Genomic DNA, 26,171 nt, shown 5'->3' with positions numbered 1-26,171 from the left:
CCGATGGCGGCCTTTGCGCGGGATGTGGCGGCAAGAACGATCATCAGGTGGAAAAACGAAACCAGTCGTCAAACATGGGCGGCGGGATGAATACGTCCGGCACCGGCCGATCACATCCCCTTTGTTTGCCACAAGACGAAGAATATATTAAGATTAGAAAGGTGTGAAAACATCTGCATGACTAAAGGAGGTCACAATGAAACACGAAGGAAGCGCTTTGCCACCTTACTTGCATATGGACAATGGAGAGCTTTGGCTCACCGAAGATGATCGCGACAACTTAAAAATCAGCTATCGAATCAAAGAGGTGATTTTTGCCGAGCCGTCCGAGTACCAGCATGTGATGATTTTGGATTCGTACGATTTTGGCCGCATGCTCGTACTCGATGGCGTCGTGCAAACGACCTCGATTGACGGCCATATTTATAACGAAATGATTTCGCACGTGCCGCTGCAGTTTCATCCGGAAGCGAAGCGGGTGCTCATCATCGGCGGCGGCGACTGCGGCGCAGCTCGTGAGACGGCGAAATACGCTCATCTTGAAGCCATCGATATGGTGGAAATCGACGAAAAAGTCGTCCGGGCGTGCAAAGAGCATTTGCCAGCCGTCTCCGGCAACTTATCGGATCCGCGCGTGCGGTTTGTTTATGATGATGGCGTCGTGTTTGTGCAAGAGAAAGAAAACGTCTACGACGTCATTATGATCGACTCGTCTGACCCAGTCGGCCCGGCGGAAGCCTTGTTTTCACCGGAGTTTTACGCCAACGTCCATCGCGCGTTGAAAGCAGACGGGCTGATGGTCTGCCAAAGCCAGTCGCCGATTTTCCACTTGGATATTTTGAAACGGACGTACCGCAATATTCGCGAACTGTTCCCGCATGTGCTTGTGTACACCGCGGTGGTGCCGACGTATCCAGGCGGACTGTGGAGCTTTACGATCGGCTCGAAACGGCCGCTCGATTTTCCGGCGCAGACAACCATTCCAAACGACACGAAATACGTCAATGATGCGGTCTTTCGCCAATGTTTCGCCTTGCCCGAGTTTTTGCGCTCGGCGCTTGAGGTGGAATAACGGCTTGGCATGGAAAAAGCTGTCCCTGCTTTGTGAGGGGACAGCTTTTTTTGTGTCATTTGAGTGATCTTTCTATTATTCCACCCGCTTTCTTGTTTCATTGCGCCGGTGGGTTGTGGGTCAGTGCCCGCTTAGCAAGCCATTGAAACGTCAAGTCATCCGCCGGCGGGTTGTGCAATCCAGCACGGACGTCACGGTAATGCCGCTGAAGCGGATTGTCAGCAAACAAGCTTTGTCCGCCGACAATGCGCATCGCCCAATCGACGACTTCAAGCGCGGTATTGGTGGCGACCAATTTGGCTGTTGCCAACTCCTCTTTCATCGCCATCCGTTTTTCCGGATAGCGATCCCATAAGTCGGCGACCGCGTACAGGAAATGGCGCGCATGGGTGAGGCGCCATTCCATTTCAGCGATTTTCCGCTGCACTTCGGGTGTTAGGGCGATTGGGTGAGGCAGGGTATTAGGCTGGTACGTCTTGGCAAAGCGAAGCGCCTCATTGCGCGCCGCAATGGCGATGCCTAAGTAACAAGCCGGCACGTGCAACAGCCATCCTTGCGCCGGAGCGGCTTCGTTCGCTTCTCCAAGCGTCTCTACGAGCGCCTCTTGGTCGACTTCGACTTCTTCAAGAACAAGATCATCGCTGCGCGTCGCCCGCATGCCAAGCGTGTTCCACGTCGGCTCGATGCGGATGCCTGAAGCAGACATCGGCACGAGAAATTCACCGACCCGACCGTCTTCCATCGTGGCGGAAATCAATACGTAATCGAGCGCAGGGGCTAACGATGCAAATGTCTTTCGCCCCCGAAGCACCCAGCGGCCATGGCGAAAGACGGCCGTCGTTTCCGGTTTACCGCCGCGCGCCGGGCTGCCAGTTGTCCGTTCAGAGTGGGCGCTGTTGATGAGCGCGTGGCGGCAAACGACTTCATTCGCCAAACGGGCGAGAACGGGCTCCGGCCAGCGGCGGAGCAAAAATAAACGCATGAGAATGCTGGCGTGCCAACCAAACGACAATGCCGTTGCCCCAGAGCCTTGGGCGATCGTTTCTTGCACGAGCACAAGCTCATAAAGCGATGCCCCTTGGCCGCCGTATTCAGTCGGGACGGTCAAGGAAAGGAATCCAGCCTCTTTTAAATCGGCAAAATCGGCAAATGGAAACGTTGCCTGTTCGTCATCATGCGCTGCCCGTTGGACAAATCGTTCCGCAAGGCGGCGCGCTTGGTTGTACAATTGTTGCTCCCGATCGGTCCGCACAAGCAAATGGTACAATTCGTTCATTGGTTCTCCCCTTCTTTTGGTCAAGATGCCTTTATTGTACCGAGTTCTGGCTAGGACTGAAAACAAAAACGCACGGGAAAATGACCGTCCTTGCTCTCGGAAGCTTAAAAGAGAAAGAAATGCCGAATGTACCGATCATCGTCACGGTGGACGAACTCATTTTTCCCAGCATCGTACTCGTATTCCTCCTGCCAGCGGCGGCCATAGCGGGCGATTTGACGGACGGCGCGGATGATCGCATACACTTCTTCGTTCGTCATCGTAGGATGGAGCGACAGACGCACCCATCCTGGTTTGGCGAGAGGATTGCCGTTTTTGACTTCTTGAAGCAGCGCAGCGGATTGTTCCTTGTCGATGCCAAGCAAATAGTGGCCGTATGGTCCGGCGCAGGAACAGCCGCCGCGCGCTTGAATGCCGAAGCGATCATTCAGCAGTTTGACAACAAGGTTGTAATGCAATCCATCTATGACAAATGAGATGATGCCAAGACGGTCGTCCCGATGTCCTTCAAGCACGCGGACGCCGGGAGTGCTTTTTAGCGCCGGCAAAAGAAGGGAAACAAGTTCCTTTTCGCGGGCGCGCATCTGTTTTACGTTCATTTGCTCTTTCAGCTGGATGGCCAACGCTGCCTTGATGGTTTGCCAAAACGGCGGTGTTCCGCCATCTTCGCGTTCCTCAATGGCTTGGATGTATTCATAGTTCCCCCACGGGTCAGTCCAGTACACCGTCCCGCCGCCGGGGTGATCCGGAGCGTGCTGATGATAAAGCCGGCTGTCAAAGATGAGCACGCCGGCGCTTCCCGGCCCCCCGAGAAACTTATGGGGAGAGAAATAAATGGCATCAAGCTGCTCCATTGGGTCGTCCGGATGCATATCGATGCGGACGTACGGAGCGGAAGCAGCAAAATCAACAAAGCAAAGGCCGCCATGCTCGTGCATGATTTTCGCCAGCTTATGATATGGGGTTTCCAACCCCGTGACGTTCGAGCAAGCAGTAAATGCACCGATTTTTTGCGGCCGATCTCGGTAGCGCTCCAGCAGCTCGCGCAAATGGTCAAGATCGACATCCCCGTTCTCTGTCGGCCGGACCGCCACGACTTCCGCGATGGTTTCCACCCATGGCAATAAATTTGAATGGTGCTCCATATGGGTGACAAAAACGACTGGCCGCTCCTCATCATGAAGGGACAAGCGGCGCTTCCACCGTTCCGGTACGCGCAAGCCAAGCAGACGCTGCAGCTTGTTGACGGCGCTTGTGGTCCCGGCGCCTTGCATGATCAAGACGTCGTTTTTCCCGGCATGAACGTGCTGTTTGATGATTTCTTTTGCATAGCGATAGGCAAGCGTCGTTTTCGTTCCGGTCACATTCGATTCCGTATGCGTGTTGCCGACAAATGGACCGAGCTCATGCGTCAGCTTCTCTTCAATCGGCCGGTACAGCCGCCCGCTTGCCGTCCAGTCGGCGTAAATAAGCCGCTGTTTGCCAAACGGCGTAGAAAACGGATGAAAGCGGCCGATCGTTCCATCGCGAAACGGCTGAAAATACGTCTCAAGCTCTCCGCGGCATGTATACACCGCATTGCCGATCACAGCGTGAATGGCCATGTTGATTCCCCCTTTCCGCCATTTCGTCTATTTACAAAGTATGTCGCCTTCGGTGGTTCGGTCCAAAAAACGTGGGAAAGTTGAAAATGAAAAATCCGCCGTACAGGCGGATGATATTCCACTCCCTTTTTTACTCCTTTTTTTTGCACGATAACGGCGAAATCGTTTCCCCCACGGACGGCGCAAGGTATTCGGCAAGCATGGTCCGCAAGTCATCGGGCAATGGTTCGCTCGTTTGGGTTTGGAAATTAAAATGGACGACCGCTGCCTCTCCGATGGCGATCAGTCTTCCTGTTTCCTCTTCCATGATGCGATGAATGCATTGAAAGCTTTTATTGCCGATCCGGGAGACATTGGTTTCCACGCGCAATCGTCGTCCGAAGAATCCTTGGTTGATAAAATCGCACTTGGTGGAAGCTAAAATAAAATGCCAGTCGTCCGTTCGCCCGCCGTAACGCAATTCATCAAACAGGCGGGTGCGCGCTTCTTCTAAATAAATAAAATAGCTAATGTTGCTTAAATGTCCGAGCGCATCAGTTTCACAAAAGCGTGGGTTGACGGTAATGATGTGCGTCTTCATTTCTCCCTCTTCCTTTCTTGCCTTTTTTTGCCCCTTTCGCCCACAATATTCGTTTGGGTGAGCATGGGGCGGGAGCAAGTTTGATTTGCAGCTACCAACTAGTCAGTATGTTGTTTTTATCATACTCCGATTGATTGGGATATGCAATTGTTTTTTTGGGTTATTGATTATTTAGAACATTGTTTGTGACATGAAATATTGTCGCGAATCCAGTACGTTGCACGAAAGGAGGAAAATCTCTTTCAATTAAGTTGAATTTTTGGTTTACACTTCGCCGATTGCCTGACACATTAGATTGCATCCGCATGTATCGAAGTGCAAATGGTAACGAACAATTGGAACCTATATAGTTTTGACATTTTCAGGGTAGATAAAAAAGCCCGGCGAGGGCAGACGGGGCGTCTGCGGTCAACCGGCCCAAAGCGGCAAAAGAACGTATCCTGCAAGCGACACGCCGGCGCAAAGGAGAGAGATGCGCAATTTGTATTTCGCATAGCTCATCAAGTCCATATCCATAATGGCTGCCGTTGTAATCGTCGTATCGCCAAGCGGCGAAGCAAAGGCGCCAAACGTCCCGCTCGCAAACACGGCGCCGACTGTCACCTCGAGCGGCGCCCCGGTCGCATGGGAAAGCGTGACGCCAAGCGGCATCAAAATGCCCCACGTTCCCCATGAAGAACCGATAAAGTATGATAAAAACGATCCGACCAAAAACACGGCCGCTGGCACGAATGCCCCCGGCAGCCATGTGCCGAACGTCGACGACACGTACTCCGCAAATCCGAGTTCCCCCGCCACCGCCGAGACCGCCCATACGAGAACGAGCATGCCGATCGGCGCCATCAGCTCGTTTCCTCCGGCAAAAAAGTGGTACGTCAACTCTGAGAGCGATTGTCGGCGCCACAAATAAAACATCATCGACAAAAGGATGGTCACAAACAGCGCCAACAGCATCGCCCATGTCGCATCGGCCGCGGAAAACGCCTCCCACCAATTCTCTGCCCCGCGTTTCCTCCCGTCGTACACGAAAAAGGCAAACGTCAGCGCGATTAACAGCGCCAGCGGGACAAACAAGTGCAACGGCTCCCCGTTGATCAGCGCCAGCTCCTTGCGCAATCCGAGCCCGTGCAGTGTATTCGTTTCCCCTTCTCCTTTTTTCGCCCGCGGTTTGCCGATCCGGATGTTCAACATCGTCGTCAACACCCCGACGGCCAGAGCGACAATCGCAAACAAGTTGTACGGCAGGCTGCGCAAAAACACGTCATACGGCGATTCGTGAATGTCGTTTTGCTCAAGCGCCGCGGCGACAACAGAAGTCATAAAGCCGACGAACGCTGTCGCCGCTGGCAAAAGCACGATGATCGGCTCGGTCGAGACGTCGATCATGTACGCCATGCGGCGGCGGTCGATGCGAAACTGGCGAAGGACCGCTTTCATCACTGGTCCAAGGAGCATAATGCGAAACATCGGCATAAAAAACGTCACCGGCACCGTCAGCCAAACGAACAACAAAATCCCCCGCTTCGAGCGGATGCGGCCGGAGAGTCTCTCGACAAACCCTTTGATCCCGCCGGTAATTTGCATCATGCCGACAAGCGAACCGAACAAATACAAAAACGCGGCCACCTTCATATGCTCCGGATCGGTCAGGGCGTGAAGAACAGCGGAAACAGCGCGCTCAATCGCGCCGACAGCCGACCACTCAAGGCAAAACGCTCCGACGAGCAATCCGGCCACGAGGCCGGGCAAAATTTCTTTCAGCCATACCGCCAACGGAATGATGAGCAGAAAAGGCAACAGCGACCACCATGTTCCTTCCACGTCGGCGCCTCCTTTGCGATGATGTTGTTACCAAGAAGGATAGCCATAATGCAGTTTTTTTATGATTTTCATTGAAGATTTAGAACATAGTTTTATTTATAAAATTTATGTTGCCCGCGCAAACAAAAAAAGCCGCGCTGCAGTTTGCAGCGTGGCCCACACTTCCATCCGCCCCGGGCTGACTCCCAAACAACCTGGGGCACAGAAGGCGTTGTCATTTCCGGCGCGCAAAATCGACAAATCGGAACTTGTCGAGCCGGTGACGCGATTCCGTATATTGAAACAATGCAGCATTGCTTAAATACACATAGTTTTTGACGACAACGACGCGGTCAGCGCCATGCAAATCCAAATAGCGCCGGTCTTCGTCCGTCGCTTCGTCGACCGATATTTCTTTTTTCGCAAAGCTGATCGGCAAATACAGCTTCGTTTCCAAATATTCATAAATCGAGTCTTCGCAAATCTCTTTGGTCAATAGCGGCACATGCTTTTTCAGAAAAAAGTCTTTATCCAAAATAATCCGCTCTCCGCCGATTTCCCGGACGCGCACGACTTTCCACACTTCGTCTTTGCTTGAGGCGCGCAGATGCTGCCTGAGCTCGCGATCCGGCTTGATGATCGCCAGTTCATGCACGATCGTCCGCACCGGCTGCTTCATCGTCTGCGCCAGTTCTTTAAAGCTGACCAATCCGGATACGGGAAAGTCATATTTGCCGACGTCAAGAACGATAGATCCTTTTCCTTTCATTTTTTGGATATAGCCGTGCTCGGACAACAAATGGAGCGCTTTGCGAATCGTCTCGCGCGATGTCTCATATCGGGCGGCCAGCTCGTGTTCCGATGGCAGCTTGTCGTACGCCTTCCATTCTCCGCGGCGGATGCGGGAAATGAGGTCATGGTAAATGGTTAAATATTTGTTTTCATGCATAAGAATCACCGCTTGTATTGTATCACGGCCGGCGCAAAAGATAAACAACCGATTCGTATGGGCGCAGCTGCATGCGGCGAAAATCGGCCGGCGCGTCCGAATAATTGGCAAGCAGCAGTTCTCCCGTATAGCCATCGGCTCCTGCTTCTTTCGGCAGCGTGAACGTCGTTTCGATTGGATAAAAATTGTTGACAACAAGCAGCTTTTCTCCATCGCCATGACGCATATAGGCGAAAATATGCGGATCGTCCGCAAGCAGCAGCTCATAGCGCCCGGTCGTAATGAGATCATACTGTTTGCGCAGCTCAATGAGCCGCTTATAGTGGTAGAAAATCGAGTCGCGGTCGGCGAGCGCCTGTTTCACGTTAATGCGTCGGTAGTTGTCGGCGACGCGAATCCACGGCGTCCCGGACGTGAAACCAGCATGCGGGCTGTCGTCCCATTGCATCGGCGTGCGTGAGTTGTCGCGCGATTTTCGCTGCAAAATTTCCATCACTTCTTGCTCGCTTTTGCCTTGTTCTCGCAAAATCCGGTACATGTTGAGCGACTCAACGTCGCGGTAGTCGCGAATATCGGTGAATTTCGGATCGGTCATGCCGATTTCTTCGCCTTGGTAAATATAGGGCGTCCCTTGCATCAAATGGATCGTCGTCGCCAGCATTTTCGCTGACTCTTTCCAATACGTCCCGTCATCGCCATAGCGCGACACGATGCGCGGCTGATCGTGGTTGCACCAAAAGAGCGCATTCCAGCCGCCGCCTTCATACATCCGGACTTGCCATTCGGACAAAATGCGTTTTAAGGCAAGGAAATCAAATGGGGCGACTGCCCATTTTTCTCCGTTCGGGTAATCGACCTTCAAGTGGTGAAAGTTAAACGTCATATTGAGCTCGTGGTTTTCCGGGTTCGTGTAGCGGATGCAATGATCGATCGTCGTCGACGACATTTCCCCGACCGTCATGACGTCATATTTCGAAAACACTTCGCGGTTCATCTCTTGCAAAAACTCATGAATGCGCGGTCCGTCCGTATAAAAGCGGCGCCCGTCCCCCGGCGGCACCGAACCGTCATCATCCGGGAAGCGCTGGTCTTTTGACAACAAGTTGATGACGTCAAGCCGAAAGCCGTCCACTCCTTTTTTGAGCCAAAAATGCATCATGTCATAAATGCGGCGGCGCAGCTCTTCGTTTTCCCAGTTCAAGTCCGCTTGTGTCACATCGAACAAATGCAAGTAATATTGGCCGGTTTGTTCGTCGTATTCCCACGCCGAGCCGCCGAATTTCGATTGCCAGTTGTTCGGCGCTCCGCCGTCCGGCTTCGGGTCGCGCCAAATGTAAAACGAGCGGTATGGGTTCGTTTTCGAGGAGCGCGCCTGCTGAAACCATTCATGGTCGGTTGAGGTATGGTTGACGACCATGTCCATCACCAGCTTCATGCCGCGCGCATGTGCTTCGTGAAGCAGACGGTCAAAATCGTCCATCGTTCCGTATTCGTGATGGATGCGGAAATAATCGCTGATGTCATAACCGTTGTCGCGCTGCGGCGACGCGTAGATCGGCGTCAGCCAAATGACATCGACACCCAATTTTTGTAAATAATCGAGCTTCTCGATCACGCCCGGCAAATCGCCAATGCCGTCTCCATTCGTATCGTAGAAGCTTTTCGGATAAATTTGATAAACGACTGCTTTTTTCCACCAAGGGGTTGTTGACATCTCTCTTCACCTCGTTCGTCGGGATAAAAAACATACCATTGGCATCGGCGGCCAATGGTACGGGCGGGAAATAAATGATTTCGCACATCGTTCTCTTGCTTCCACACACGGCAATCATGAGCGGGCGGCTTTACGCACTTTCCCAAAGACAAACGTCAGCGCAAACGGCACCGCAATCGCGATCGCCATGCCGATAAAGAACGGCGTCCACTTTTGCGGCACGATCGACAAGAAACCCGGCAGGCCGCCGACACCGATCGACGGAGCGATGACTTTATTGAGCGTAATAAACATGCCGGCGATTGCCGCCCCTGTCATCGCTGCGATAAACGGGAAGCGAAAGCGCAAGTTGACCCCGAACATCGCCGGTTCCGTGATGCCTAAATACGCGGAAACAGCCGACGTAAACGACAAACCGCGCAGCTTTTCCTCCTTCGCGACAAACATCATCGCCAACGCTGCCGAACCTTGGGCGATGTTTGACATGACCAAAATCGGCCAAAGGAACGTGCCACCGGTATTGGCAATCAGCTGCAAGTCAACCGGCAAGAACGTATGGTGCATCCCGGTGACGACAAGCGGCGCATACAACGCTCCATACAACAATCCTCCAAGAGCCGGAACCGTGTCAAAAATCGTGACAAACAAGTGGGTAATGGCATTGCCGATCGCAAATGTGATCGGCCCAATGGCGATGAACGCCAAAAAGCCCGTAATGAGCAACGCAAGCGGCGCGACAAGCAACAGCTGAAACGCATCCGGAATGCGCTTGCGCAAAAACAGCTCCAGCTTCGCCAGCACGTAGGAAGCCACCAGCACCGGCAGCACTTGTCCTTGGTAGCCGACTTTTTGCACTTCAAAGCCGAACAAGTTCCAAACCGGAATCTCTCCTTTTTCTTTCGCCGCTCCCCAGCCCCAAGCGTTGAGCAAATCTGGGTGGACGAGCATCAAACCAAGGACAATCCCTAAGAGCGGGCTGCCGCCGAATTTCGTCACCGCCGACCAGCCGATCAAACCGGGCAGGAAGACGAACGCCGTATTGGCGATCAAGTTGATCATGTTCGCCAAATCGGCCCATTCTTTGTGCACCTCGACAAACGATTTCCCTTCGTAAAAAATGCCTGGGCCTGTCAAGACGTTGTTAATCCCCATTAACAAACCAGCCGTCACGATTGCCGGCAAGATGGGAATGAAAATATCAGCCAGCGTCTTAATCGCGCGTTGCAGCGGATTGAGCTTCGCTTCCGCAGCGTCTTTAATCTCCTGCTTTGTCGCCCGGCCGATGCCCGTCAGCTCGATGAGGTCGTCATACACTTTATCGACAAGCCCTTGGCCGATGACGACTTGAAACTGGCCGTTTGCCGAAAACGACCCTTTGACGACATCGATGCGCTCAAGCGCTTCCTTATTGACTTTTCCTTCCTCTTTGAGCGCAAACCGAAGCCGCGTCACACAATGCGTGGCGGCGACGATGTTTTCTTTGCCGCCGATGGCTTCAACGATTTGCGCGGCTGCTTGTTGGTATGCCCCCATGATGAACGCCTCCCTTTTCTTTCCTTAACAACGACCGCTATAGCGTTAAATCGCTTTCAGCAACCGGTTGCAAACAAACTTGTATATACAACCTGAATTCATTTTATCTTGTATATACAAGTTTGTCAACATCTTTCGATGACCTTCTTCATTTTTCGACAATAGTTGTTGTTTTTTTGCTAACTTCCACTTCTTTTGTTATGTTTTGTCAAGCGGCAGGAAAATCAACGACCGAGTAGGAAAATAAAACATAATGCAAATCAATGCCAAAAGACGAGAAAGGATGAGGAAATGCGATGAAAACCTATACACTCCGCGAAGCAGCGAAAAAAATCGGGGTCACCGCCCGCGATTTGAAACAATGGGAAAAGCAGTTCGCCGGATCGATTGCCGTCCCACGCACAACCGAGGGGGCACGCATGTACACCGACGAGCTGATCGACCGGTTTCGCCATATCCGCACTTGGCTTGAGGACGGCCGCCATCCGCGTGAAGTGGCTGAAATGATCAGGCAAATGGACGGACAACCGGCAGAGCGAGCCAACGAGACAGCCGCTCAAGTGGAAACAGCCGTCATGGAAGGGGAAATCATCGATGTGCCCCGCCTGCTGCATCAAGGGATGCCATACATAGCCGAGCAGTTGGCGGCCCGCTTAAAAGACGATATCGTCGACGCCTTGAAACAGGAAACGACAGCCACGGTCCGGCAAGCGATGGATGAGGTGAAAGGCCGCCTTGACTACATCGAGGAGCAAACGACGGCAGCTGCCGAAACGGTGCGCCGTTCACTCCGCGATTACGAGGACGCATGGCAGCAAAAAACGGAACAGCTGCATGAACATTTGGAAACGGTCGTCGCGTTCTGTCAAGAGGAAAAAGTAAGACAGGAAGAGGAGCGAAAACAGCTCGAACTGCGCATTTTAGAACGGGAAAAAGCGTTTCGCGAGCTCGTGTTGTCGTTTCGGCAAACCGCTGCCAGCACCAGCGCTGCTCGAACACGGGCAAATAAATGGTGGAAGTTTTGGTGAAGACAATTTTGGCATCAATGTGACAAGGGCACCCGTTTTGGATGCGCCATACCTCCGTCAAAAATCAAAAAAGGGCCCCGCCAAAACGCGGGCCCCTTTTTGCGTCATATTCGGCGGCTCTCGGCCGCATGTCGTTTGATGGCTTCGATCAAGTGCGCTTCTTCTTGTTTGGTGACATGGAGGCGGACGCCATAATAGTAGGCGTGGACAAACGGTCTTTCCCAGACAAGCTGCCCCCGCAGCGTAAAGGGGGCAGCGTTTAGCCAAAACGAGATGTCAACCAGCGTTCCCCCTGTTGAAAAGGGAAGGCGGCCTTCCGTTTCGATTTTCATCCCGTGCGGACTTAGATCGTGAATGTAGACGCTGCGCTCACCATCGGCTGTGCGCAGTTCAGCCGGGAGCGGCCGGCCAAACTGATACCGGAACGGTTCTTGACGCTTAAACCTCATCCTTCCTCCCCTTTTCCAAGCAGCTTCGTCGGTTCTTTCCAGACATCCACCACCATCCCGGCTTCGTCAGTGTCAACGACAAACGAACCCGTGCTGTAGCGGTCGGAGAGACGAAGGGAAGCGGCTTCGATCGTCTCGACCACCCCTTTTTCCGTCCGCAATCCGACCATTTCCTCATCGTTGCTGACAAAGACGGCGCCGACAACTCGGTGCGGGTTGGATTTCACTTCACGTACGATCACAACGCCGCGCTTCGCTCGTGAGGACGGCTCAAACTCGCTCATCGCCACTTTTTTCACCGCTCCGCGCTGCGTCACGACGACGAACGAGCCCCCCTTTTCTAGGCGAACGGGGCACGCAGCGGCGACAAAGTCCCCTTCCTTCAATTGAATCCCTTTCACGCCAGCCGCGCGCACGCCAACAAGGCTGATCTCCTCCTCGGCAAACAAGAGCGCATGTCCATCATGCGTCGCAAGCCAAAGATGGCCGCATCCATCCGTCGCGTAGACGGCGATGACGTCATCATCCTCTTTCACATTGACGGCCACAAGCGGGCGGGTGTAGCGCTGCACTTGGTATTGAGCGAGCTCCGTTCGCTTTACGAGCCCTTGTTTCGTCACAAAGATGAGCTGCTCCCCGGCGTCAAAGGAAGAGACTGGAACAGCGGCGACGAGTTCATCGTCGCGTTCAAGCGGAATGAGATGGGAAATGTGCTGGCCGACCTCTTTCCAACGGATATCAGGGAGCGTATGCACCGGGCAGTATAAATAATAACCGCGGCGGGTGAAAAGCAAGAGCACATCGGTCGTATTCATCTCGAGCTGGGCGAGCAGCCGATCCGTTTCCTTCATGCCCATGTCTTGACCGTTTGAGGCGCTGTATGAACGATAGCTCGTCCTCTTCACATATCCTTCTTTTGTCACGGTGACGATCACGTCTTCCGCCGGAATGAGCGCCTCCACCTTCACTTTCAGCTCTTCAATCTCCTCTTCAATCACCGTCCGCCGCTCATCGGCATATTGCTTTTTCATCGCCTTCAGCTCTTTTTTGATGACGCCAAGCAGCTTCTTTTCATCTGCGAGAATCCCCGTAAGTTCCGCAATCGCTTGATCCAGTTCTTCCGCTTCTTGACGCAGCGCCGTGATGTCGGTGTTCGTCAACCGATACAGCTGGAGCGTCACGATCGCCTCGGCCTGCGCTTCGGTGAATCCGTAATGAGCCATCAGCCGTTCTTTGGCGTCGCGCTTGTCACTCGACGCCCGAATCGTCGCAATCACCTCATCCAAAATGGAAAGCGCCCGAATCAAGCCGTCGACGATGTGCTTCCGCTCATTCGCTTTTTTCAGCTCAAAATGCGAGCGGTTGGTGACGACCTCTTTCCGGTGGGCGATGTAGGCATCCAACAGCTCCGGCAAACTCATCAGCTTCGGCCGGCGCTCATGGATCGCCACCATGTTGAAGCTGTACGGCACTTGCAAATCCGTATTTTTGTACAAGTAGTTGAGAATCGCTTCCGCATCGGCGTCTTTTTTCAATTCGATGACGATCGACAGCCCGTTCCGGTCCGTTTCATCGCGCACATCGGCGATGCCGTCGAGCTTTTTGTCGAGGCGAAGCTCGTCAATTTTTTTCACTAAATTCGCTTTGTTCACTTCATACGGCAGTTCCGTGATGACAATGTGCTTTTTCCCGCCTTTTCCCTGCTCGATGGCGGCTTTGGCGCGGATGATGATTTTCCCGCGGCCGGTCTCATACGCCTTGCGGATGCCGTCTTTCCCTTGGATGATGCCGCCGGTCGGAAAATCGGGGCCAGGAAGAACCGTCATCAGCTCGTCAACAGTGCAATCCGGCCGGTCGATCCGCATCAAGACGGCGTCGATCACCTCGCCAAGCGCATGCGGCGGAATATCGGTCGCATAGCCGGCCGAAATCCCGGTCGAGCCGTTCACCAACAAATTCGGAAACATCGCCGGCAAGACGGTCGGCTCATCGGTCGTATCGTCAAAGTTCGGCACAAACGGAACCGTTTCTTTGTCAATATCGCGAAGCAACTCGGCGGCAATCGCCGACAGGCGCGCTTCCGTGTAGCGCATCGCCGCCGGCGGGTCGCCGTCGATGCTGCCGTTGTTGCCGTGCATCTCCACCAGCACGTTGCGCAGCTTCCACTCTTGGCTCATCCGCACCATCGCTTCATACACCGATGAGTCGCCGTGCGGATGAAAGTTGCCGATCACGTTTCCAACCGTTTTCGCCGCCTTGCGAAACGGTTTATCAGCCGTGTTGCCATCCATGTACATCGCATACAAAATGCGGCGCTGCACGGGCTTCAGCCCGTCGCGCGCATCGGGCAGCGCCCGGTCTTGGATGATGTATTTGCTGTAGCGGCCAAAGCGGTCGCCAAGCACGTCCTCTAACGGCATTTCCAGCAATCGTTCTGCCATCGTCATTCTCCTTTCCTAACACATCAGCACCAAAAAGGCGGCGCCTTTTCACGCCGCCATCAGCCGATCCATCCCGGTTCCTCTTCGAGCCCGAAGGCGACGTGCGTTTCGATCCATTTGCGGCGCGGCTCGACTTTGTCGCCCATGAGCGTCGTCACCCTCCGTTCGGCGCGGGCCGCATCTTCAATGCGCACGCGGATGAGCGTACGCGTCTGTGGGTTCATCGTCGTTTCCCATAATTGATCGGCGTTCATTTCGCCGAGCCCTTTATAGCGCTGAATCGTATAGCCGCGGCCCATTTTTTTCGTAATTTCTTTCAGCTGCTCGTCCGTCCACGCATATTCGACGATTTCGTTTTTGCCGCTTTTTTTGCTGATTTTGTAAAGCGGCGGCAAGGCGATGTACACTTTTCCCGCTTCAATCAGCGGACGCATGTAGCGGTAAAAAAACGTCAAAAGCAGCACTTGAATATGGGCGCCGTCCGTGTCGGCATCGGTCATAATGATCACTTTGTCGTAGTTGACATCATCGAGCGAAAAGTCAGCCCCGACGCCGCCGCCGATGGCGTGGATGATCGTATTGATTTCCTCGTTTTTCAAAATATCGCCAAGTTTCGCCTTTTCCGTGTTGATGACTTTTCCGCGCAGCGGAAGCACCGCCTGGAATCGACGGTCGCGCCCTTGTTTCGCCGAACCGCCCGCCGAATCGCCTTCAACGAGATAGAGCTCATTTTTTTGCGGATTGCGCCCTTGCGCCGGCGTCAGCTTGCCGCTTAAGAGCGCCTCTTTCCCTTTCCGCTTTTTGCCGCTTCTCGCCTCTTCGCGCGCTTTGCGGGCCGCTTCACGCGCCTGATAGGCCCGGATCGCTTTCTTAATGAGCATCGCGCTTACGTCCGGGTTTTCTTGCAGAAAGTACATGAGCTGCTCGGACACCACCGCATCGACGGCCGAACGCGCTTCGCTCGTTCCGAGCTTTCCTTTCGTCTGCCCTTCAAACTGCAGCAAGTGCTCTGGGATGCGCACCGAAACGACCGCGGACAACCCTTCGCGAATATCGGTTCCTTCCAAATTTTTATCTTTTTCCTTGAGCAAACCGACACGGCGGGCGTATTCGTTAAAAACGCGCGTCATCGCCGTTTTCGCACCCGCCTCATGCGTGCCGCCGTCTTTTGTGCGCACGTTGTTGACAAACGACAGCACGTTTTCCGAATAACCGTCATGAAACTGGAACGCAAACTCGACTTCAATGCCGTTTTGCTCGCCAGCAAAATAAACGACCGGGTGGAGCACATCTTTCTCCTCATTCAAATAGGCGACAAACGCTTCAATTCCGTTTTCGTAGTGGAACACCTCGCGCATGCCGGTCCGTTCGTCAACGAGTTCGATTTTCAGCCCTTTTAACAAAAACGCCGATTCGCGCAGCCGTTCACTCAATGTTTCATAATCGAAGACTGTCGTGCTGAAAATCGTTGGGTCCGGCTTAAATTGAATGATGGTTCCGGTTTTGTTCGTTGTGCCGATTTTCTCTAGCGTCGTCACCGGTTTGCCTCCATGCTCAAACCGCTGCCGGTAAATGAAGCCGTCGCGATGAATCGTGACGACCAGCCATTCTGATAAGGCGTTGACAACCGACGCCCCGACTCCGTGCAGGCCGCCGCTCGTTTTATAGCCGCCTTGGCCGAATTTGCCGCCGGCATGAAGCACGGTCAAAATGACTTCCGGCGTCGGCTTGCCGAGCTTATGCATCCCGACCGGCATGCCGCGCCCCTCATCCAAAACCGTGATGCTGTTGTCTTTATGTATTTGCACGAAAATGTAGTTTCCGTATCCAGCCAACGCCTCATCGACCGAATTGTCAACAATTTCATAGACAAGATGATGCAAGCCGCGGCTGTCGGTGCTGCCAATGTACATCCCCGGCCGCTTCCTGACTGCCTCGAGCCCTTCCAACACTTGAATGGCATCTTCGTTATATTCGTATGTCGCATGCTTTGCCACAAGGCCACCCCTTCCTACAAAAACAAGAACACCTGTTTCTATTGTACCACAAACTTCCCGACTGTCCATTGCCTTTTGACATCCCCCGACAAATTCGGACAAGTGCGACAAAAAAACGAAAGGACCATCTCGAACAAGATGGCCGTTTCATGGATTAAGATTAAGCACGCTTGGTGAGCGCATGTTCCACTTTAATGCAGCGGTCCATAATGACCGTGTAGCCTTTTTCTTTCAAAAAGCGATACGCCTCCTCATTGACGACGCCAAGCTGCGCCCAAAACACGTCGGCATCGATTTGCACAAACTCGCGGGCCAGCTCGGGCAAATGCTCAGAGCGGCGGAACACATCGACGATGTCGACATGGCCTTCGATATCGGTTAGTTGATCAACCGCCGGAATGCCTTCCCACTCATCGATCATCGGATTGACCGGAATGATTTCGTATCCAGCGTCTTTCATCGCTTTCGCCACCATATACGACTCGCGCTCCGGATTGTTGGACAACCCAACGACGGCAATCCGTTTCGCCTTGCGCAAAATTTCACCGATTTCTTCCCGGCTTGGGTTGACAATGGACATCGAGGTCTCTCCCTCCTTTATTCTCCTTTTTGCTGTACTATATAGATGCAATTTAAAGCTTTAACATTTTTCGTTTTTACCGATCATTTCATCCGACTGTCGAGTGACCGAACAACACCGCTTAAAGACCCATGAATGGGTCTTTAAGCGAGTCGTTGTTCGGTCTTCCGTCACGCCTTAGCGTGACGGAGGCAAGCCTATGGCTTGCCTTCGACAGTCAAAAATGGATGAGCCACTTTTCCGTCAAGGATATGTGAAACGATTTCGTTGCATCTATATAGTTTCGCTCCAGCCAGATCAAAATCCTGCCCAGCCAATAGAAAAAGGAAAAAATCATCGATCTTTTTTGCACAGCGCCCACACACCCTAGGCCGGCCACAACAGACGCAAACTTGAACATCATATTCATCGCCTACGCATCGATCCGCTTTCTCGTCCGCATCCAGACATTCTGTTTGCTGGCTGTCCGAACATGGATGGCCTGCTGCCAGTTATTTTATGTTCCACCCGGCGTACACCCCAGCTAAAAAAACGGTAGTCATGGCAATCGCATGGACGATCATCCATCCCCACCGGCCGTAGCGGAAAGAGGAAGCCGCAAGCGGAGAGCGCGCTTTTTGGGGGACGATTTTTCCGCCCATCCACTCAAAGAAAAGCAAATACAGCCACCAGGCGGTGTATGAATCCCACACATCCCACTGTTCCTTATAATCAATCAGAGGGAGCGGCGATACAAGAGCAACCAACTCGAACAACATAATCAACTGCACCATCGCAAAGTAAAACGGCAACTTCCATGCCCAGCTTTCCGGACTGTACTTGACTCCAAACAAAACGAAAAACGGAATGACGGTTGCCATTTCAACGAGCGGAATCGGTGTATAAGGAACGAGCTTAACAGGGAAGGAGTAAAAGCCTGCATAGACAAACGCAAGGCAAAGAACGATGCCTGTCACCGCACTGAATGCATACAAAACCGCATATCTCCGTATATGCCGTTTGGCGATCCAAAAACTTCCCGCTATACTCAACATGACCGCTGCCAGTTCCACCGTCCAAACAACAGGAAGAGAAAACGTCATCATCGATCCTCCCTAACCCATTTCCCACTCCCTAAACGCTGTCTCAGACAGCACTGTTAGTATAATCCAAAGTGTGGAATTTATTCCGGCGCCCTCACCGGCTTTCCACCCCATCAAGCTGTCTAGCATGGCTTAACAAATGTGCTTCGTGCAAATTTATTATTATTGATGAAAAAAGGGGGTGTCCCAAAAGGACTGGGACACCCTCTCTCATCGCTATATATAAGCACCAGCCGCTTCTCTGTCACACTATATATTGTGTCTTTCTTGAGGAGAGATCGCCTTTTGGGTCAGCCCCTTTCATGGATCGGACTGCATCAAACTTTCAAGAATCTCCGAAAAAAGAAATCATTGCGCAACAAACGCTAAAATTTTCCCGAACGAAAAATCGAGTAAAGCAGCCAACCGAACAGAAAAGCGGACGCGCCTAATCCGATTTCAACAGCAGGAATCTTCCACAGCAGCGTCGATGGCCGCCCGAGCGAGGAAGCGATCATCAGCCCGGCAAGGACGATGCTCAGCGAAAGAAGAACGATGCTAAACGACAGCCGGTTCGTAATCTGATCGAGCTTCTTTAGCAGCGTTTCCAAATCAGGCGCCGTGATTTCCAGCCGAAGCTTGCCATGCCGCATCATTTTCGTCCATTCCTTTACGCTGTCCGGCAAGCGAAGCAGCCATTCACCGTAGTCGAAAATCCGTTTCCACGCCGTTTCCGCTACACGGTCAGGCCGAAGACGCTCTTTCATCAGCTTTCTCCCAAACGGTTCGGCCACATCCATGATGCGAAACTGCGGATCAAGCGTCTCCACGACCCCTTCGACCGTCAACAGCGCTTTCCCTAACAGCGTCAAATCGCTTGGGATGCGAATGCCATGGCGAAATGCCACCGAAAGCAAATCCTCGACGGCTTCCCCAAGACTGATCTCACCGAGCGGGACGCGGTAGTATTTCTCCCGCAACTCGTCAATATCATCGCGCAATTTTCCTTCATCGACTCCGTCAGGAACAATTCCTAAACCGTAAATCGCACCCAACACCCCATCCGTGTTTTGCCGCATTAAGGCGATGATGAGTGAAGAAAGATGATGTTTGACATGAGGTCGAAGGCGGCCCATCAAGCCAAAGTCAATGAAGGAAAGCGTTCCATCGTCAAGAACAAATACATTGCCAGGATGAGGGTCGCCATGAAAAAATCCATGCTCAAACATTTGTTGAAAGGTTGCTTCAGCCAAACGCTCGGCGATCGTTTTTAAGGAGTGGCCGTTCGCTTTCAACCGCTCGATCTCCCCGAGTTTGATCCCTTCGACATATTCCATCGTGAGCACTGTTTTCGTCGTATAATCCCAAAACACCTTCGGGACATACACCGACGAATCGCCGGCAAACTGCCGTGCAAACCGTTCCGCATGGCGCGCCTCGACTGTATAATCCAGCTCCTGCCGTAATGAACGCGCCAGTTCATCGACAATCTCAGACAATTGGTAGGTTGCCGCCCAATCGAGACGGCGTTCCGCCAGCACGGCCAAATCTTGCAAAATTTCCAGATCCGTCTCCACCCGCGCAGCGATGTGCGGGCGCTGCACTTTCACCGCCACGGCCTGTCCGGAAGGAAGAACCGCCCGGTGCACTTGTCCAAGCGAAGCGGCAGCGAGCGGCATTTCCTCAAATGAACGAAAGAGTGTTTCCAGCGAACTTCCAAACTCCGCTTCGACAATCCGGCGGACATCGGCAAACGGAAACGGCGGAACTTGGTCTTGCAGCTTTTCGAGCTCACTGATGATCGGAGCGGGAATCAAATCCGGCCGTGTGCTGGCAATTTGCCCGAGCTTCACGAACGTCGGGCCGAGCTCCTCAAGCACAAGGCGGAGCCGCTCCCCAACCGTTTTTCCTTCCTTTTTCCCTTGCTCCGCTTTCCATCGCGGCGGCAACGAAAGAAACGACGAAAAGCCGAGCTCATCGACGATCATCCCGAATCCGTGCCGAAGCAAGGAGGCGGCGATTTCGTGATACCTTCCGATATGGCGCATCCGTTTTCCGATCATCGAGACATCTCTCCTAAGGCGGCAAAAAGCGAGCGGACAGGCCGCATCGGTTTACTGCCCGCTTTGTTCCTTTTCTTCAAGACGGCGGATTCGCTCCTCGAGCTGCCGCACGTCTTCTTTCGTCGCCAAGTCGAGTTTATCGATCACCTGCTTGATTTGCTCGCGTACAAGCCGCTGCACTTCCGTTTTCCGCGCTTCGGTCTGCTGTTTCCATTGATCGATCACTTCCTTCGATTCGTCAAGCGACAATTCCCCTTTTTTGACTAACTCGTCAATGATTTTTTCCACTTGTTCTTTGCTGGCGATCGCAAGCCCAAGCCCGAACGCCAATCCTTTTTTCAAAATGCTCATTCGTTTGTAGCCTCCTTGTGCCATTGTGTTTTCCTTATTGTACCATTCTTTGGCGATCCATGTCGAGCTAGACGGCAGCTCTTTTGTATAGGAGACAGGTCGATGCGGCATGCTATCGTTGGACAACGATTCAAAGGAGGGGTTTGATGGCCGACGAACCATTGCATTACGGAGAAGACTATCATTTTATTCCCGCGACGTCTGTGGCAAGCGGTGTCGGCGTCAGCGTGCTGCCCGATTTGTACTGCCATACGATCCAAATCGTGAACATTTGTCTTGTCGGCCGCCCGGACGACCGCGCGTTTGTATTGGTCGACGCTGGCATGCCGGGATCAGCCGATGACATTGTTTCAGTCGTGGAAGACCGCTTTGGCAGCGGCAGCCGCCCGCAAGCCATTGTTTTAACCCACGGCCATTTTGACCACGTTGGAGCGATTGTTGAGCTTGTCAAGCATTGGAATGTCCCGGTGTATGCCCATCCGGCTGAACTGCCGTATTTGACTGGAAAGGCGAGCTATCCTGAACCTGACGCTTCCGTCGAGGGCGGCTTCATCGCCAAAATCTCGCCGTTTTTTCCGAACGAGCCGATTCAATTAGGCAACCGCGTCCAGCCGCTCCCTGCGGACGGCACCGTTCCGCACTTGCCGGAATTTCGCTGGATCCACACACCGGGGCACACGCCAGGCCACATTTCGTTATTTCGGCCGCGCGACGCCGCTTTAATCGCCGGCGACGCGTTCGTCACCGTCCGCCAAGATTCACTGTATAAAGTGTTGACCCAACAAATCGAAATCAGCGGCCCGCCGCGCTATTATACCATCGATTGGCGCGCCGCCCGCGAGTCGGTGCGCAAGTTAGCCGCACTCTTTCCGTCAGTCGCCATCACCGGACACGGTGCTCCTGTCGCCGGCAAAGAGCTGCGTGAAGGGTTGACAAAACTCGCCCGTGATTTTGACCGTATCGCTACCCCTGATTATGGGAAGTACGTCCATTAGGCAAACGGACTATCGTTCCGTGAACGGCTTCTAGTTTTGTTTGAAGCGGAAGTTTCTCTGCTAAAACCACTTTCAAGTAAAAACCAAGGGAGGGTGTCTGAACGGGGGCACCCTTTCGTTGACATGTAAAAGTCAGAGGATTCTCCATGGAGATGGTAGAGCACATTATGCCTTTAGCGACAACGCAAAAAAGACGACAAGAATCATTCTTGTCGTCCATCATAAGTGATGGGCCTAAGTGGACTTGAACCACCGACCTCACGCTTATCAGGCGTGCGCTCTAACCAGCTGAGCTATAGGCCCGCTTATAAGAAATAAAAATGGAGGGGGACGGATTCGAACCGCCGAACCCAAAGGGAGCGGATTTACAGTCCGCCGCGTTTAGCCACTTCGCTACCCCTCCGTAATCGTGATGCCGACTGCAGGACTCGAACCCGCAACCTACTGATTACGATTCAGTTGCTCTACCAATTGAGCTAAGTCGGCATAATTATGATATAAATCGTGGCTCATTGTTCATTTGTTGTGTCCCTTTCTCTACCAGCCAATTCGAAGAAGCTGGGTGCGTCGGGACAACTCGAAGCAAATTCGACGATGCAGATGCTCGTCTCTACCAATTGAGCTAAGTCGGCATAAAATAAATGCAAGAAGGTGGCTCATTGTTGTGCTCTGTGCCTCTTCCTCTACAAGCTGTTTCGAGGAAGCAGGATGCGTCGAGGCAACTCGAAGCCGACTCGACGAAGCAGGTGCTCGTCTCTACCAATTGAGCTAAGTCAATATTTATGGCGGAGGAGGAGGGATTCGAACCCCCGCGGGCTGTGACACCCCTATCGGTTTTCGAAACCGACCCCTTCAGCCAGACTTGGGTACTCCTCCATAGCTGTTTGGAGCGATGCGGTCGAGAGGACTTGAACCTCCACGGGGTTGCCCCCACTAGGCCCTCAACCTAGCGCGTCTGCCATTCCGCCACGACCGCATACAATGGAGCGTAGGGGATTTGAACCCCTGACCTCTTCGCTGCCAGCGAAGCGTTCTCCCCCTGAACTAACGCCCCATGATGGTGGAGTATACTGGGATCGAACCAGTGACCCCCACGCTGTCAACGTGGTGCTCTCCCGCTGAGCTAATACTCCACGTTGTTTGCCTAGCAGCGACCTACTCTTGCAGGGGCGCTGGCCCCAACTACCATCGGCGCTGGAGGGCTTAACTTCCGTGTTCGGGATGGGAACGGGTGTTTCCCCTCCGCTATCACCACTAGGCAATGGCGACGATTTCTATTATAAAGCAATCCAAAAGTTTGTCAAGTTTTTTTGTATCTTTATATTTCAGTTCCTTCAGAATCGGAACGACAATGTAAAATTTACTATAAAAAAATGAAAGAGTCAACCCTCTTTTTCATTTTTTTCGATCTTCACTGTCCCTTTCTCTAAAGTTCTTGTCATCCCCTTCTTTATACGCGTATAATAAAGAAGAAGGAACGTACAATAAAGCAGGGCATTGGCGGCCACCAATGCCCTGTCCATACACAGCCGCTGCAAGAAGCGCAGTGGCCCAAGCCTCGGGCATCGTAACCTACCCTCGCCTCGGCCTAGCAGGGTGGGTTACTTTTTGTCTTTGGATACGGCGATCACCGCGACGATGAGTGACGCAAACGCAATCATAAGCGTCAGCGCGTCGGCAATCGACATCATCAGCACCACCCCCTTTCGTTCAGGGAGTGGCCACTGCCCACCCTGCATATGGCTGTGCATGTTTCATTATACCATCAAATCAAACAAATGCGAATATACATTCGCGTCCTCGTTGAAAATTAGGAATGTTTCCCTACCCGAGGTATCCCCCCACCTTGCCTGTTACTTCGCGCCGCATCTTCACGGCCCCTTCCTCTCTGGTTCTTATAGCCCGCTGAAACTCCGACGTTTTCATCAAGCGCATAAAATCCGCGTTTTTCCGAATAATGATCATAGACGAATCTCGCTGTTCCAAGGAGAAAAAAAGGTGGAACAAGCAAGGCAAACCCGCATTCATGGGCTGTTGTTGCTGATCGTCGCTGCTGTGTTCGTTTGGTCGGCCATTCGTCCAACCAGCTATGCGGTGTGGGCGCTTGAGGTCGCCCCAGCGCTTGTGGGGCTTGTGATCGTGATGGCCCTGTATCAACGCTTCCGGCTGACAACGATGTCGTATGTCATCATCGCCATGCTGGCGGTCCTCATGTTGATCGGCGGCCATTATATTTACTCCAAAGTTCCTTTTTTTAACTGGATCAAATTTTTAACTGGATCAAAGATGCGTTCCATTTCGAACGCAACCATTACGACCGGTTTGGCCATTTCCTCAAAGGGACGTTCGCCATCGTCCTAAGGGAGATTGCGCTGCGGAAAACGCCGCTGTCGCGCGGCCCTTGGCTTTTCACGATCGTCACAAGCATGTCGCTCGCCATCGCCGCCCTGTACGAAATCATCGAATGGCTCGTCTCCATCATCTCCAAAGGAGGAAAGGCATCGAAAGACTTTTTGGGCACACAAGGCGATATTTGGGACACCCAATGGGATATGGTATGCACATTGATTGGGACACTGATTGCCCTATGGCTGCTCTCAAGGTGGCACGACCGGCAACTTGCGCGGTTGGATCAGCCCCGTAGCTAGGCGCTCGTAAAACAGCGGCTTCTCTTTTCAAGAGAAGCCGCTGTTTTCAATTCACCTTATACAAATAAATCGTCCACGCCGACTCATCGGACGTGAATACACGGTCCAACACGAGTCCATTTTCCGCCGCATTGTCAATCGGAACCGCCGAGAAAATATAGCGGCCGCCCATTTTTTTCAACTGTTCTGTATTCAGCTGCAAGTTCTTCAGCCGTTTTTTCGACTGTTTTGTAAACATATACCGTTTTCCAAGTTCTGCTGTAAAAATATAGCAGCGCCCGCCCCATTCGTCAAAATATGTGCGGATCGTTTTGCTTTTTTCCAGTTCACGTTCAATGATTTTGCGGAACTCGTATTTGTATGACAGCGGATAAAAGTTGTTGTACGTATCGAGCGTGTAAAACCCGTTGTATTGGGCGATGGCGGGGTGAATGCCGATGCTGACGACGCGGTAGTCGGACACCGGGAGCCCGATGTATTGCTTGATTTCTTGGAACTGTTTTTCCGCGTAAAATTGCTTCACCGTCGGCTCGTAGCGGAAGACGATTTCTTCGTTAATCAAAAACACCAAGATCACTTGGGCCGCTAGCAGCCGCTTCGCCCACTTTTCTCCTTTTTCGCTGTATTGCCATACGATTTTCAGCGCCAGCGCAAACTGCACATAAATGACAAGCGGGCGCAAAAAATGAAAGCGGGCAAAGTTAAACGTGTCCAAAAAATGAAACCGCTCGGTAAGCGGCAGCCACCCTTTATAAAACCAAAAGGCGTACCACGCCGACAGGGCGAAATTCAGTCCGAATAGGAAAAGAAATAACCGTTCTTGCTTCCATCGTTTTTTCATGAAAACGAGATACAAGGCCATCAACCAGGCCGGCAAAATAAAAAAGGTATGCTCGGTCATGACGTGATGGTGGCCGAGGATAAAGTTTTTCCACGTCAAGCGGACGCAATGCCAAAACGACAACCGGGCATGGAAGTACTCATCCCGGCTTGTCGGCTCGTCTTCCCATAAAAACGAGTACACAAGCCGGTACTCGACAAGCAAATACAACAGCGTCATGTAAGCGATGGAAGTCAAAAAGCGGATGTTCCACCCCTTCCCGCGCAGCACATCCAAAAGCCAAAGAGTGCCCATGGCGGCAAGAAAGAAAAAGAACCCGAGCACAAAGCTGGAATAAAACGGGAGAAGCGTGAGCGCGACGTAATGTTTCCACTCCCCCTCGCCTTTCCGGATGCTCAAAAACGCCCAGAGCGCAAGCGGCATGCCGAGCGTGCTTAACATCCCCGACGGCCAAAACAGCGTCAGCGCAAATGCGAGCGCCACGCCGATGCGAACAGCCATCCAACGCGGCTCGGGCAGGAAATGCGTTTTCAACAACAAATACATGCCCAAAAATGCCACCACCCTTGTGATCGTTTGACTGAGCGCATAAGCAGTCATCGTGGGAAATAACGCGTGCAGCCAGACGATGCCGGTCAACTCCGAACCGAGGGCATTTCTTGACAACTTGCCGTTGGCGATTTGCGGAATCTTCGCGTCAAGCGGCCCGGTGATTTTTCCGCTTTCGGAGAGCACCTTATACCAAGCGATATTGGAATCCAAATTATCGTGGACGCGAATATGGGCGTTCTCGCCAAGGAGAAAGAGCGGGGACACGTAAAGGGCGATGAGGCAAAGTGCCAAAAGGAAGAGCCATCGTTCTCTTTGTTCGGCCATCGGCATCACGCTCCCGTTTCCAAGTTTCTATTGGATACGGTGTGCAATGAGAAGAAAATTATTCCTAAGGACGGTCGAAGAGGGTGGTGATTTATGAAAAGGGGGGCTGCGCGTTCTTCTCAGTCTCCTCTTCATTCGCATTTTTTGCCCCTTCTATTTTCTCTATGCACACCTATCTTAAAATATTGGGTCTTCACCATTTTCTGTGATTTCCACTCAACCCCAGAAATATGTTAGCTGGATGAAATCGGTTCATCAGTCAGGATCCTTCTTCCGCATACAGACCACGAAGTTGGTAGAATGGAAACAGTCA

General features: G+C 52.6%; 19 protein-coding genes, 7 tRNA genes, 1 rRNA gene and 1 pseudogene. 4 read left to right on the top strand and 24 right to left on the bottom strand.

The features are described from left to right. Positions 1-196 precede the first annotated feature (196 nt). Positions 197-1,072 carry a polyamine aminopropyltransferase gene (speE, locus tag ACVBDQ_RS14000; RefSeq protein WP_011231232.1) on the top strand — a complete coding sequence of 292 codons (876 nt, stop codon included), beginning with the start codon at positions 197-199 and terminating at the stop codon, positions 1,070-1,072. Between the two features lie 97 nt (positions 1,073-1,169). Here the strand turns inward: speE and ACVBDQ_RS13995 are convergent, their stop codons facing one another. The 7 genes from ACVBDQ_RS13995 to treP all read right to left on the bottom strand — a co-directional run bounded on the left by ACVBDQ_RS13995 (position 1,170) and on the right by treP (position 10,528). Then, positions 1,170-2,348, bottom strand: a complete 1,179-nt coding sequence (locus tag ACVBDQ_RS13995) for an acyl-CoA dehydrogenase family protein (RefSeq protein ID WP_011231233.1) — start codon at positions 2,346-2,348, stop codon at positions 1,170-1,172. Positions 2,349-2,452: 104 nt separating this feature from the next. Next, a complete protein-coding gene (locus tag ACVBDQ_RS13990) occupies positions 2,453-3,952 on the bottom strand; it encodes an aminotransferase class V-fold PLP-dependent enzyme (RefSeq protein WP_014195845.1) in 1,500 nt (499 codons plus the stop codon). A gap of 130 nt (positions 3,953-4,082) precedes the next feature. After that, entirely contained in the window at positions 4,083-4,532 is a 450-nt protein-coding gene (locus ACVBDQ_RS13985) for an acyl-CoA thioesterase (protein ID WP_011231235.1), read from the bottom strand. A gap of 408 nt (positions 4,533-4,940) precedes the next feature. Further along, complete coding sequence (locus ACVBDQ_RS13980; RefSeq protein ID WP_069304243.1) at positions 4,941-6,353, bottom strand: Na+/H+ antiporter NhaC family protein; 1,413 nt, start codon at positions 6,351-6,353, stop codon at positions 4,941-4,943. A 214-nt stretch (positions 6,354-6,567) separates the two neighbouring features. Then, positions 6,568-7,281, bottom strand: coding sequence for a trehalose operon repressor (treR, locus tag ACVBDQ_RS13975; RefSeq protein WP_446663274.1), 714 nt, complete (start codon positions 7,279-7,281; stop codon positions 6,568-6,570). 22 nt (positions 7,282-7,303) lie between these two features. Continuing rightward, entirely contained in the window at positions 7,304-8,995 is a 1,692-nt protein-coding gene (treC, locus tag ACVBDQ_RS13970; RefSeq protein ID WP_446663273.1) for an alpha,alpha-phosphotrehalase, read from the bottom strand. Between the two features lie 114 nt (positions 8,996-9,109). Further along, positions 9,110-10,528 carry a PTS system trehalose-specific EIIBC component gene (treP, locus tag ACVBDQ_RS13965; protein ID WP_023634518.1) on the bottom strand — a complete coding sequence of 473 codons (1,419 nt, stop codon included), beginning with the start codon at positions 10,526-10,528 and terminating at the stop codon, positions 9,110-9,112. 296 nt (positions 10,529-10,824) lie between these two features. Here treP and ACVBDQ_RS13960 point away from each other — a divergent pair, with 296 nt between their 5' ends. Beyond that, a complete protein-coding gene (locus ACVBDQ_RS13960; protein WP_011231240.1) occupies positions 10,825-11,556 on the top strand; it encodes a MerR family transcriptional regulator in 732 nt (243 codons plus the stop codon). A gap of 104 nt (positions 11,557-11,660) precedes the next feature. Here ACVBDQ_RS13960 and ACVBDQ_RS13955 read toward each other — a convergent pair whose 3' ends face one another. The 7 genes from ACVBDQ_RS13955 to ACVBDQ_RS13925 all read right to left on the bottom strand — a co-directional run bounded on the left by ACVBDQ_RS13955 (position 11,661) and on the right by ACVBDQ_RS13925 (position 20,498). Then, positions 11,661-12,005 carry a PilZ domain-containing protein gene (locus ACVBDQ_RS13955; RefSeq protein ID WP_013145319.1) on the bottom strand — a complete coding sequence of 115 codons (345 nt, stop codon included), beginning with the start codon at positions 12,003-12,005 and terminating at the stop codon, positions 11,661-11,663. Next, entirely contained in the window at positions 12,002-14,446 is a 2,445-nt protein-coding gene (gene parC, locus ACVBDQ_RS13950) for a DNA topoisomerase IV subunit A (RefSeq protein ID WP_033025408.1), read from the bottom strand. The genes ACVBDQ_RS13955 and parC overlap by 4 nt, the downstream gene beginning before the upstream one ends. 59 nt (positions 14,447-14,505) lie before the next feature. After that, positions 14,506-16,443 carry a DNA topoisomerase IV subunit B gene (gene parE, locus ACVBDQ_RS13945; protein ID WP_011231243.1) on the bottom strand — a complete coding sequence of 646 codons (1,938 nt, stop codon included), beginning with the start codon at positions 16,441-16,443 and terminating at the stop codon, positions 14,506-14,508. 160 nt (positions 16,444-16,603) lie between these two features. Further along, positions 16,604-17,023: a CoA-binding protein gene (locus ACVBDQ_RS13940; protein ID WP_011231244.1), complete on the bottom strand. Its 420-nt coding sequence runs from the start codon at positions 17,021-17,023 to the stop codon at positions 16,604-16,606. Between the two features lie 491 nt (positions 17,024-17,514). Continuing rightward, on the bottom strand, positions 17,515-18,105 hold the full coding sequence (locus ACVBDQ_RS13935; protein WP_021322623.1) for a CBO0543 family protein: 591 nt from the start codon (positions 18,103-18,105) through the stop codon (positions 17,515-17,517). Between the two features lie 365 nt (positions 18,106-18,470). Then, positions 18,471-20,147, bottom strand: coding sequence for an ABC1 kinase family protein (locus ACVBDQ_RS13930; protein WP_011231246.1), 1,677 nt, complete (start codon positions 20,145-20,147; stop codon positions 18,471-18,473). A gap of 51 nt (positions 20,148-20,198) precedes the next feature. After that, a complete protein-coding gene (locus ACVBDQ_RS13925; protein WP_011231247.1) occupies positions 20,199-20,498 on the bottom strand; it encodes a phasin family protein in 300 nt (99 codons plus the stop codon). A 146-nt stretch (positions 20,499-20,644) separates the two neighbouring features. On the opposite strand from ACVBDQ_RS13925, the gene ACVBDQ_RS13920 reads away from it, so the two are divergent. Beyond that, positions 20,645-21,493, top strand: coding sequence for an MBL fold metallo-hydrolase (locus tag ACVBDQ_RS13920; protein WP_023634531.1), 849 nt, complete (start codon positions 20,645-20,647; stop codon positions 21,491-21,493). Positions 21,494-21,722: 229 nt separating this feature from the next. On the opposite strand, the gene ACVBDQ_RS13915 is transcribed toward ACVBDQ_RS13920, so the two are convergent. The 9 genes from ACVBDQ_RS13915 to ACVBDQ_RS13875 all read right to left on the bottom strand — a co-directional run bounded on the left by ACVBDQ_RS13915 (position 21,723) and on the right by ACVBDQ_RS13875 (position 23,184). Continuing rightward, positions 21,723-21,796, bottom strand: a tRNA-Ile gene (locus ACVBDQ_RS13915). Between the two features lie 18 nt (positions 21,797-21,814). Continuing rightward, a tRNA-Tyr gene (locus ACVBDQ_RS13910) sits at positions 21,815-21,896 on the bottom strand. A gap of 10 nt (positions 21,897-21,906) precedes the next feature. Further along, positions 21,907-21,979 (bottom strand) — tRNA-Thr (locus ACVBDQ_RS13905). Between the two features lie 297 nt (positions 21,980-22,276). Further along, positions 22,277-22,369, bottom strand: a tRNA-Ser gene (locus ACVBDQ_RS13900). A gap of 17 nt (positions 22,370-22,386) precedes the next feature. Then, positions 22,387-22,469: transfer RNA gene (locus ACVBDQ_RS13895), tRNA-Leu, on the bottom strand. Between the two features lie 6 nt (positions 22,470-22,475). Next, positions 22,476-22,547, bottom strand: a tRNA-Ala gene (locus ACVBDQ_RS13890). A 4-nt stretch (positions 22,548-22,551) separates the two neighbouring features. Beyond that, a tRNA-Val gene (locus ACVBDQ_RS13885) sits at positions 22,552-22,626 on the bottom strand. A 9-nt stretch (positions 22,627-22,635) separates the two neighbouring features. Beyond that, positions 22,636-22,752 (bottom strand): 5S ribosomal RNA (gene rrf, locus ACVBDQ_RS13880). A 342-nt stretch (positions 22,753-23,094) separates the two neighbouring features. Further along, on the bottom strand, positions 23,095-23,184 hold the full coding sequence (locus tag ACVBDQ_RS13875) for a putative holin-like toxin (protein ID WP_021322622.1): 90 nt from the start codon (positions 23,182-23,184) through the stop codon (positions 23,095-23,097). 307 nt (positions 23,185-23,491) lie between these two features. Here ACVBDQ_RS13875 and ACVBDQ_RS13870 point away from each other — a divergent pair. After that, positions 23,492-24,141 (top strand): annotated as a pseudogene (locus ACVBDQ_RS13870) (DUF2238 domain-containing protein). A gap of 46 nt (positions 24,142-24,187) precedes the next feature. On the opposite strand, the gene ACVBDQ_RS13865 reads toward ACVBDQ_RS13870, so the two are convergent. Then, positions 24,188-25,858, bottom strand: coding sequence for a DUF6044 family protein (locus ACVBDQ_RS13865; RefSeq protein WP_015374881.1), 1,671 nt, complete (start codon positions 25,856-25,858; stop codon positions 24,188-24,190). Between the last annotated feature and the right edge of the window lie 313 nt (positions 25,859-26,171).

It is taken from the genome of Geobacillus sp. CCR, from assembly GCF_052906625.1.
This window is presented reverse-complemented; position numbering and strand designations above follow the sequence as displayed.

Coding starts and splice junctions, on each gene's coding strand:
- speE (WP_011231232.1), top strand. CDS start 197: ATGAAACACGAAGGAAGCGCTTTGCCACCTTACTTGCATATGGACAAT.
- ACVBDQ_RS13995 (WP_011231233.1), bottom strand. CDS start 2,348: ATGAACGAATTGTACCATTTGCTTGTGCGGACCGATCGGGAGCAACAA.
- ACVBDQ_RS13990 (WP_014195845.1), bottom strand. CDS start 3,952: ATGGCCATTCACGCTGTGATCGGCAATGCGGTGTATACATGCCGCGGA.
- ACVBDQ_RS13985 (WP_011231235.1), bottom strand. CDS start 4,532: ATGAAGACGCACATCATTACCGTCAACCCACGCTTTTGTGAAACTGAT.
- treR (WP_446663274.1), bottom strand. CDS start 7,281: ATGCATGAAAACAAATATTTAACCATTTACCATGACCTCATTTCCCGC.
- treC (WP_446663273.1), bottom strand. CDS start 8,995: ATGTCAACAACCCCTTGGTGGAAAAAAGCAGTCGTTTATCAAATTTAT.
- treP (WP_023634518.1), bottom strand. CDS start 10,528: ATGGGGGCATACCAACAAGCAGCCGCGCAAATCGTTGAAGCCATCGGC.
- ACVBDQ_RS13960 (WP_011231240.1), top strand. CDS start 10,825: ATGAAAACCTATACACTCCGCGAAGCAGCGAAAAAAATCGGGGTCACC.
- ACVBDQ_RS13955 (WP_013145319.1), bottom strand. CDS start 12,005: ATGAGGTTTAAGCGTCAAGAACCGTTCCGGTATCAGTTTGGCCGGCCG.
- parC (WP_033025408.1), bottom strand. CDS start 14,446: ATGGCAGAACGATTGCTGGAAATGCCGTTAGAGGACGTGCTTGGCGAC.
- ACVBDQ_RS13940 (WP_011231244.1), bottom strand. CDS start 17,023: ATGTCCATTGTCAACCCAAGCCGGGAAGAAATCGGTGAAATTTTGCGC.
- ACVBDQ_RS13935 (WP_021322623.1), bottom strand. CDS start 18,105: ATGACGTTTTCTCTTCCTGTTGTTTGGACGGTGGAACTGGCAGCGGTC.
- ACVBDQ_RS13930 (WP_011231246.1), bottom strand. CDS start 20,147: ATGATCGGAAAACGGATGCGCCATATCGGAAGGTATCACGAAATCGCC.
- ACVBDQ_RS13925 (WP_011231247.1), bottom strand. CDS start 20,498: ATGAGCATTTTGAAAAAAGGATTGGCGTTCGGGCTTGGGCTTGCGATC.
- ACVBDQ_RS13920 (WP_023634531.1), top strand. CDS start 20,645: ATGGCCGACGAACCATTGCATTACGGAGAAGACTATCATTTTATTCCC.
- ACVBDQ_RS13875 (WP_021322622.1), bottom strand. CDS start 23,184: ATGATGTCGATTGCCGACGCGCTGACGCTTATGATTGCGTTTGCGTCA.
- ACVBDQ_RS13865 (WP_015374881.1), bottom strand. CDS start 25,858: ATGGCCGAACAAAGAGAACGATGGCTCTTCCTTTTGGCACTTTGCCTC.